This window comes from Nostocoides japonicum T1-X7, assembly GCF_001046855.1.
In the GTDB taxonomy this organism is placed as follows: domain Bacteria; phylum Actinomycetota; class Actinomycetes; order Actinomycetales; family Dermatophilaceae; genus Nostocoides; species Nostocoides japonicum.
In genome coordinates this window covers 3,155,046-3,163,002 of sequence record NZ_HF570958.1, presented here as the reverse complement: position 1 = coordinate 3,163,002, position 7,957 = coordinate 3,155,046, and the positions used below count along the sequence as shown (strand labels likewise).

General features: G+C 71.1%; 12 protein-coding genes and 1 pseudogene. 3 read left to right on the top strand and 10 right to left on the bottom strand.

Features of this window, described 5'->3' with window-relative positions; translation table 11 throughout:
• Together BN12_RS14245 and BN12_RS14240 are read left to right on the top strand one after the other, a co-directional pair.
• Positions 1 to 366 (top strand): annotated as a pseudogene (locus tag BN12_RS14245) (MFS transporter); the annotation flags it as partial.
• Positions 367 to 578: 212 nt separating this feature from the next.
• Positions 579 to 917, top strand: coding sequence for a DUF2087 domain-containing protein (locus BN12_RS14240; protein ID WP_048553442.1), 339 nt, complete (start codon positions 579 to 581; stop codon positions 915 to 917).
• Positions 918 to 941: 24 nt separating this feature from the next.
• Here the strand turns inward: BN12_RS14240 and BN12_RS14235 are convergent, their stop codons facing one another.
• The 10 genes from BN12_RS14235 to infA all read right to left on the bottom strand — a co-directional run bounded on the left by BN12_RS14235 (position 942) and on the right by infA (position 6,289).
• Positions 942 to 1,367, bottom strand: a complete 426-nt coding sequence (locus BN12_RS14235; protein WP_235432411.1) for a rhodanese-like domain-containing protein — start codon at positions 1,365 to 1,367, stop codon at positions 942 to 944.
• Positions 1,364 to 1,849, bottom strand: a complete 486-nt coding sequence (locus BN12_RS14230) for a cysteine dioxygenase (protein WP_048553437.1) — start codon at positions 1,847 to 1,849, stop codon at positions 1,364 to 1,366. The genes BN12_RS14235 and BN12_RS14230 overlap by 4 nt, the downstream gene beginning before the upstream one ends.
• Positions 1,850 to 1,900: 51 nt before the next feature.
• Positions 1,901 to 2,002 carry a putative leader peptide gene (locus tag BN12_RS26710; RefSeq protein ID WP_407667797.1) on the bottom strand — a complete coding sequence of 34 codons (102 nt, stop codon included), beginning with the start codon at positions 2,000 to 2,002 and terminating at the stop codon, positions 1,901 to 1,903.
• Positions 2,003 to 2,161: 159 nt separating this feature from the next.
• Complete coding sequence (gene rplQ, locus BN12_RS14225) at positions 2,162 to 2,902, bottom strand: 50S ribosomal protein L17, sunset domain variant (protein ID WP_048553436.1); 741 nt, start codon at positions 2,900 to 2,902, stop codon at positions 2,162 to 2,164.
• Positions 2,903 to 2,964: 62 nt separating this feature from the next.
• Entirely contained in the window at positions 2,965 to 3,999 is a 1,035-nt protein-coding gene (locus BN12_RS14220) for a DNA-directed RNA polymerase subunit alpha (protein ID WP_048553433.1), read from the bottom strand.
• Between the two features lie 141 nt (positions 4,000 to 4,140).
• Positions 4,141 to 4,749 carry a 30S ribosomal protein S4 gene (rpsD, locus tag BN12_RS14215; protein ID WP_048553431.1) on the bottom strand — a complete coding sequence of 203 codons (609 nt, stop codon included), beginning with the start codon at positions 4,747 to 4,749 and terminating at the stop codon, positions 4,141 to 4,143.
• Positions 4,750 to 4,782: 33 nt separating this feature from the next.
• Complete coding sequence (gene rpsK / locus BN12_RS14210; protein WP_048553429.1) at positions 4,783 to 5,190, bottom strand: 30S ribosomal protein S11; 408 nt, start codon at positions 5,188 to 5,190, stop codon at positions 4,783 to 4,785.
• Between the two features lie 88 nt (positions 5,191 to 5,278).
• Positions 5,279 to 5,656, bottom strand: a complete 378-nt coding sequence (gene rpsM, locus BN12_RS14205) for a 30S ribosomal protein S13 (RefSeq protein ID WP_048553427.1) — start codon at positions 5,654 to 5,656, stop codon at positions 5,279 to 5,281.
• 210 nt (positions 5,657 to 5,866) lie between these two features.
• Positions 5,867 to 5,980 (bottom strand): 50S ribosomal protein L36, encoded by a 114-nt coding sequence (gene rpmJ, locus BN12_RS14200; RefSeq protein WP_006592630.1) that lies wholly within the window; start codon positions 5,978 to 5,980, stop codon positions 5,867 to 5,869.
• An 87-nt stretch (positions 5,981 to 6,067) separates the two neighbouring features.
• Positions 6,068 to 6,289 carry a translation initiation factor IF-1 gene (infA, locus tag BN12_RS14195; protein WP_013493543.1) on the bottom strand — a complete coding sequence of 74 codons (222 nt, stop codon included), beginning with the start codon at positions 6,287 to 6,289 and terminating at the stop codon, positions 6,068 to 6,070.
• A gap of 257 nt (positions 6,290 to 6,546) precedes the next feature.
• Between infA and BN12_RS14185 the strand changes: the two genes are divergently transcribed.
• Positions 6,547 to 7,794, top strand: a complete 1,248-nt coding sequence (locus tag BN12_RS14185) for a COG1361 family protein (RefSeq protein ID WP_157635496.1) — start codon at positions 6,547 to 6,549, stop codon at positions 7,792 to 7,794.
• Positions 7,795 to 7,957: the final 163 nt, after the last annotated feature.

The window sequence follows — 7,957 nt, the reverse complement described above, 5'->3', positions numbered from 1 at the left end:
GCCCTCGCCGTCGTCGTCTTCGCCCCGTCGGCGGCCGTCGCCGTGGCCGGCTTCTCCGTCCTCGGGCTCGGGGTGGGCGTCGTCGCCCCGCTCAGCTTCTCCGCGGCCGCGAGCATCGCCGGCGATCTCTCCGACTCCACGGCGGGCGGGCAGGATCCGGCGGCGCGCCGAGCGCGGGTGGACGCCGTCGTCGCCCGCTTCAACCAGTTCAACTACGTCGGGGCGCTGCTCGGGGCCGTCGTCACCGGCCTCGTGGGAGCCGGGTCGTTGCGGGTCGGCTTCGCCCTGCCCATGGTCCTCGTCCTCGGTCTCCTTCCCCTCGCCCGCGCCTTCGCCCCCGTCCGCCCCGCCCCTCCCGCCTCCTGACCCCGCGCCCTTGCGACCCCCTCCTCGCACGTGCCGAGAAGATGTCGCCGAAAGACGCCCGAGACGACAACAACTCGGCACGTGCGGCGAGGGCCGGTGCACGTGCCGAGAAGATGTCGCCGAGAGACGCCCGAGACGACAACAACTCGGCACGTGCGAGGGTCGGGAGCGGGAGACACGCGCGAGGACCGGGCTGGCATACGGTGAAGGGTGTGGACCGACCCTCGCTGCGGGACGCGATGCGGAACAAGGACGTCGTCATCCGCGCGTTCTTCGACGCCGACGGGCGGCTCTCGGCGATCCCGTCGAAGCTGTCCAAGCGGCTCGTCGTCCTCGACCGGATCGCCCAGGACTTCGAGATCGGCGTGACGTACTCCGAGGCCGACGTCGCGACGATCCTGCACCGCTACCACCCCGATCATGCGGCGCTGCGGCGCTACCTCGTCGAGAACGAGTTCCTCGAGCGGCGCGGCGACCGCTACTGGCGGGCCGGCGGCACCGTCGACGTCGAGGCCCCGACGCAGGGCGAGCGACCCTCAGCGAGCGCGTAACCCCTCACGGGGCGCAAGCGGTCCTCAGCCGGCGAGGGCCACCCAGGTCGCGGCGAGCTGGGCCTGCCAGGCGCCCTGGCCGCCGATGACGTCGGTCGCCCGCTCGATGCCGAGGTCCTGCAGGGCCGCCGCGGCGAGGCTCGACTGGTAGCCCTCCTGGCAGATGACGATGACCTGGAGGTCGTAGCGGGCGGCGGGCAGCGCCGCCTCGCTCGTCGGGTCGAACCGCCACTCCAGGACGTTCCGGTCGATGACGATCGCCTCGGGGATCTCGCCGTGCACCGCCCGCTGCGCCTCGGGGCGGATGTCGACGAGGACGGCGCCGTCGGCGAGGGCGCGCATCGCCTGCGCCGGCGTGAGCCGGTCCAGCCGGGAACGGGCCTCGTCGAGGACCTCGGCGATGGTCCGGGAACCCTCCGGCCGGCCCACCCGGGGCACGGGCCGGCTCACCAGGTCACCCCCGCCCGCTGCAGCTCGGCGAGGTGGAGACGGTCGCCGGCGACGGCATACGTCCGCATCGTCGTGAGCTTCGGGGAGTAGACGTGCAGGCTGACGGCGGGATCGAGCGAGGTGTTGGTGACGCGGTGGACGTAGTGGTGGCCGAAGGACCGTTGCGAGCCGGGGCCGAGGTCACCGGGCCGGTCGAGGATGCGTCGCACGCCGTGGACGTCCGCGGAGGAGGCGAGCTCCTCGGTGAGATGTCCCTGGAGGACGACGAACGAGCCGGCGCTGTTGCCGTGGTCGTGCCAGTCGGTTCCCTGGCCGGGGAGCCAGGTGAGCAGCCACGCCTCGTGGTCGGGGTCGGAGGTCAGCTGCGCGTAGTAGCGGGAGATCGGGTCGAAGTCGACGAGGGGCTGCCACAGGTCGCGGGTCGCCGCGAGCCGCTCGGCGGTCGCGGCGAGGTCGATGGGGGTTCTGGTCTTGCGGGACATGTCGTCTCGGGCCTTTCGAGCGAAGGGGTCGTGAGGATGGGCAGGCGAGGGTCACCTTCGACACATGGCGCTGCCCACCCGCACGAGGTCGACGTGGCGGCGGCGGTACCCCACCAGCACGTGCGCGTCGGCGCTTCGCTCGGGACGGGACATGGATAGACCATAACACTACGTTTGGTTATCCATCACGCAAGGTTTCGGGATTCGGACGCGTTCCCTGCTCCCGCGAGAGAGGACCCCGGTGGTATGCCGAGAGCCCCCGGGCCGCGATGGGTCCGGGGGCTCTCGGTGCGCGTCGGGCGCCGCAGGGGCTCAGTCCTGCGAGCCCTCCTCGTCGACGTCCTGCTTGTCGGCGCCGCCGGCCGGCTTGAACCCCGCGGCCTCGGCGGCCTCGGCGCTCGCGAACCAGAGCTCGGCGACCGTCGCGTCGTACCACTGCGACCCCGGCACGTGGTAGAGACCGGAGTCGGCGTTGCCCTTGACGTCGTGGCCCTCGGGGGCCGTGCCGTCCTCGGTGGCGGCGACGGCGCCCTCGGGGAGCGCCGAGTCGGGAGCAGCCGACACGTCGGCCTCGCCCGCGGCCGTCTCCGTCGCGGACTCGCCGGCCTCCGAAGCCTCGTCGGACGCCGTGGCGGCGTCCTTCGCCGCACGCTTGGTCGCCGCCTCGGCCTCGGCGACGGTCGCCTTGCGGGCCAGCGGCTCCCGGACCAGCTCGATGACGACCATCGGCGCGTTGTCGCCCTTGCGGGGACCGATCTTCGTGATCCGCGTGTAGCCGCCCGGCCGGTCGGCGACGTCGGGAGCGATCTCGACGAAGAGCCGGTGGACGACCGACTTGTCGCGGACGACGGTCATCACGCGCCGCCGCGAGTGGAGGTCACCGCGCTTGGCGAACGTGACGAGACGCTCGGCGAGCGGACGCAGCCGCTTGGCCTTGGCCTCCGTCGTCGTGATCCGGTCGTTCTCGAACAGCGCCGTGGCGAGGTTGGCCAGCAGCAGCCGCTCGTGCGCCGGACCACCGCCGAGGCGGGGACCCTTGGTGGGCGTGGGCATGTCGTTCTCCTTGGACTACTGACCGCTCCGCATCCCGTGCGGGTGGTCGGGTGCGGGTTGGGTCAGAGCTGCTCGTCCTCGGCGAACGACATGTCGTCGTCGCCGAGGTCGTCGAAGCCGTCGTCGTATGCCGCCGAGAGCGCGCTCGGGTCGAACCCGGCCGGGCTGTCCTTGAGCGACAGGCCCATGCCGTGCAGCTTGGCCTTCACCTCGTCGATCGACTTCTGGCCGAAGTTGCGGATGTCGAGGAGGTCGGCCTCGCTGCGGCCGACGAGCTCGCCGACCGTGTGGATGCCCTCGCGCTTGAGGCAGTTGTAGGACCGGACGGTGAGGTCGAGGTCCTCGATCGGCAGGGCGAGGTCCGCGGCGAGGGCGGCGTCCGTCGGCGAGGGGCCCATGTCGATGCCCTCGGCCTCGACGTTGAGCTCGCGGACGAGGCCGAACAGCTCGACGAGCGTCTTCCCGGCCGACGCCATCGCGTCACGGGGGGCCATCGAGTGCTTCGTCTCGACATCGAGGACGAGCTTGTCGAAGTCGGTCCGCTGCTCGACGCGGGTCGCCTCGATCTGGTAGCGGACGGCGAGGACCGGGCTGTAGATCGAGTCGACGGGGATCCGCCCGATCTCCTGGTCGCCGGACTTGTTCTGCTGCGCCGACACGTAGCCGCGGCCCCGCTCGACGGTCAGCTCCATCTCGACCTTGCCCTTGTCGTTGAGCGTCGCGATGTGCAGGTCCGGGTTGTGGATCTCCACGCCCGCCGGCGGCGCGATGTCCGCGGCGGTCACGGCACCGGCGCCCTGCTTGCGCAGGTACATGACGACCGGCTCGTCGTGCTCGGAGGAGACGACGAGGCCCTTGAGGTTGAGGATGATCTCGGTGACGTCCTCCTTGACCCCGGGGATCGTGGAGAACTCGTGGAGCACACCGTCGATGCGGATGCTCGTCACCGCCGCCCCGGGGATCGAGGACAGCAGGGTGCGCCGCAGGGTGTTGCCGAGCGTGTAGCCGAAGCCGGGCTCGAGCGGCTCGATGACGAAGCGGCTGCGGTAGTCCGAGACGACCTGCTCGGACAGGGTGGGGCGCTGTGCGATGAGCACGTTCTTCTTCCTTCTCGCGGGCGACCGCTATCTGACTCCCGCGCGTGCCGGTCCGACCGGCGGCCGGGCCACCTCTGTCCGTGGCCCGTGCCCTGGCGGGCCCGTATGCCGGGAGGAGCCTCCCGGCATACGGCCCCGGTGTCAGTTCTTGCTGTAGAGCTCGACGATGAGCTGCTCGGTGAGCGGGATGTCGATCTGCTCCCGGACCGGCAGCTGGTGGATGAGGATCTGCAGCGAGCCGGGGACGACCTGCATCCAGGCCGGCGGCGTCCGGTCGCCGAAGGTCTCCCGCGCCAGCTGGAACGGGAAGGTCTCCACGCTCTGCCGGCGGACGGTGATGATGTCGTACTGCTCGACCCGGTAGGACGGCACGTCGACGCGCTGGCCGTTGACCTCGAAGTGGCCGTGCGTCACCAGCTGGCGCGCGTGGCGACGGGTCCGGGCGAGGCCGGCGCGGTAGATGACGTTGTCGAGCCGGGACTCGAGGATGACGAGCAGGTTCTCACCGGTCTTGCCGGGGCGAGCCGCCGCCTCCTTGTAGTAGCGGACGAACTGCTTCTCCATGACGCCGTAGGTGAAGCGGGCCTTCTGCTTCTCCTGCAGCTGGGTGAGGTACTCCTTCTCCTGGATCCGGCGACGGCCGTGCTGACCCGGAGGGAAGGGACGGAGCTCGAAGTTCTTGTCGCCGCCGACGAGATCGGTCTTCAGACGGCGCGACTTCTTGGTGATGGGGCCGGTGTAACGGGCCATGATCTATCGGTCTCTTTCTCGGAAGTCGGGCGGTCAGACGCGGCGGCGCTTCGGCGGGCGCACGCCGTTGTGCGGCGAGGGCGTGACGTCGCTGATCGCGCCGACCTCGAGACCGGCGGCGGTGAGCGAGCGGATGGCCGTCTCGCGGCCCGAGCCCGGACCCTTGACGAGGACGTCGACCTTGCGCATGCCGTGCTCCATGGCGCGCCGGGCGGCGGCCTCGGCGGCCATCTGCGCGGCATACGGCGTCGACTTGCGCGAGCCCTTGAAGCCGACCTGGCCGGCGGACGCCCAGCTGATGACGGCCCCGGCGGGGTCGGTGATCGAGATGATCGTGTTGTTGAACGTGCTCTTGATGTGGGCGATGCCCACGGCGACGTTCTTCTTCTCCTTGCGGCGCACCTTCTTGGCGCCGGCGGCCGTGCGGCTCTTGGGAGGCATACGGGTTCCTAACTGTCTACGAAGCGGTGACGTTCACGCGCCGGCGAGCGCCTGGCATACGGCTGGTATGCGGGCTCGCACCGGCTCGTTACTTGCCGGCCTTCTTCTTGCCGGCAACGGTGCGCTTGGGGCCCTTGCGGGTCCGCGCGTTGGTCTTCGTGCGCTGGCCACGGACCGGCAGGCCGCGGCGGTGCCGCAGACCTTCGTACGAGCCGATCTCGACCTTGCGGCGGATGTCCGCGGCGACCTCGCGCCGCAGGTCACCCTCGACCTTGAGGTTGTCCTCGATCCAGTCGCGGAGCTTGACGAGCTCCTCGTCGCCGAGGTCCTTGACGCGGGTGTCGGGGCTGACGCCCGTCGACTCCAGGGCCTTGCGAGCGCTCGTGCGCCCGACTCCGTAGATGTAGGTCAGGCCGACCTCGACGCGCTTCTCGCGCGGCAGGTCGACACCCATCAGACGTGCCATCTGGTGATGGTTCCTTTGCTGTTCTCCGCAGGTCTGGTGCAGTCACCGTTCCGGATGGCGTCCCGAGGTCTGGCGTCGGGATCCGGTTCCCGGCCTGCGGAGCCGGGAGTGGCGTCCTGTCCGTCCACCGTCGGCGGCGGTCAGGGACCGGGTGCTGCGTGTGCTGTTGTGTGCGTGTCCTCGAAGGTCCGTGCTTCGTGCGGTGGCTGCTCAGCCCTGGCGCTGCTTGTGGCGCAGGTTCTCGCAGATCACCATGACCCGCCCGTTGCGGCGGATCACCTTGCACTTGTCACAGATCTTCTTGACGCTCGGCTGAACCTTCATAGCCTTCTTGTCTCGATCGATCCGTCCCGACCGGGTGGCCGGCCGGGTCCTGCTGGGGGTGTGCGGTGCTGGTCGTGCGGCTCGTGCTCAGCGGTAGCGGAAGACGATCCGGCCCCGGGTCAGGTCATAGGGGCTGAGCTCCACCACGACCCGGTCCTCGGGGAGGATCCGGATGTAGTGCTGGCGCATCTTGCCCGAGATGTGCGCGAGAACCTTGTGACCGTTGCTGAGCTCCACGCGGAACATCGCGTTGGGGAGCGCCTCGACGATCGTTCCCTCGATCTCGATGACACCGTCCTTCTTGGCCATAGCCTCCACAATCCGTTGCGGCGGCCGACCCCTCTTGGGTGGGACCGGCCATGGAAATCGGCCACCGCGCGTGCCCACGCACACACGTGACCGACGTTCCATCATACGTGGCGGAACCCTCCCTCACGAAATCGCGCCCCCTCCCGCGCCGTCCCCCGTCGCGAGAGTGCGTCGGCTCACCCTCGGCGCGTCGAGGGGGGCGTCTCGGACCGGCGGAGGCTACCGCTGTCCCCCGGTCCGGCCTAGGCTCGGCGTCCATGGCGAGGGATCGGTTCCGGGGCGGCCGTCACGAGTCGGCGGCGCGACCTCGAGTCACCCCGCTGGCGGTCGCGACTCTCGTGCTCGTCGGCGTCCTCGGCGTCCCGGTCGGCACGGCGGCGGCGGACACCGGGTCGAGTCCCGTGCCGTCCGTCACCGCCGGGCCGGGCTCCGCGACGCCTTCGGGGCCCACCGCCTCCCCCGGCACCACCGTCTCGGCCGCGTCCTCGAGCACGGCCAGCACGACCTCGGCGCCGTCCCCGAGGCGGGTCGGAACGGCCCCCCGGCAGGATCCTGCGCCCGCCGCTGCGGCATTGCGTGACGCCGGCGCCGACCTGGCGGTCACTGGGTCGGCACCGGACGTCATCGCGTACGGCGCCTATCCCCGCTTCTCCTTCACCGTCCGCAACACCGGGGACGCGGCGTCGGAGCCGACCGTCCTCACGGTCCAGTCGTATGCCGGGAGCGGAGTGCTCCTTCCCGACGAGTGCACCCGGGCCTCCGGCACGTCGACGACCTACACCTGCCAGGTGCGGGCCCTGTCACCCGGAGAGTCGGTCCGCTTCGACATGGGCGCCCACGCGAGTGGCGATCCGTGGGGGTCGACGAGGACCGTCACGGCGCAGGTCGAGCCCGTCGACGCGAACCCGGACAACGACAGCGCGACCCTCGTGCTCCACTTCGCGGAGCCGACCACGTTCGCCATCACCGTCACCGGTCCGGGGCCGACGGTGGTCGCCGGGCAGCACTTCACCGTGACGGTGTCGGCGACCAACACCGGCAACAGCCCCGGCGTCTTCGCCTTCGTGTTCTCCTACGACGAGCGGCTGCGGTCCTACGGCGTCCGGGCCGATCCGGTCGTCTTGTGCGGCGGGGACATCGACGAGTGGGAGTGCTCGAGCGACGCGGTCGAGGCGGGGCGGACGGTGCCCATGACCTTCGGCTTCACGGCGGGCGCCGACGCCGTCGGCCGGCGGGTCAGTGCGGGGACGGACGTGCCTGACACGCCCGTCTGGTCGGCCCTGGTGGTCGCCGCCACGCCCGCGACGTCGACCACCTCGGCGGCCCGGCACACGACGGCGGCTCCGGCGATGAGCGCGACGGCCTCTGCCTCGCCGTCGGCCGCGGAGCTGGCGATGACCGGTGCCGGGCCGGTCCCCCTCGCAGCGTCGGCAACGCTCCTGGGGCTGGCTGGAGTGGGACTGCTCCTGACGGGGCGTCGGCGCCCGCGAGGTCGCCACCGCTGAGATCGGCTCTCATCGACGTGATGACACGCCCACTCGCCACGGATGCCGCGGGACGACGACCGGGATGGTGGGCCGTGCCTCGTCGAGCGGCGCGGGCTCAGACGATGAGACGGGCCGGCTCACCGCCGAAGAGCGGGACGGCCCGCCAGCCGATCCGGCCCTC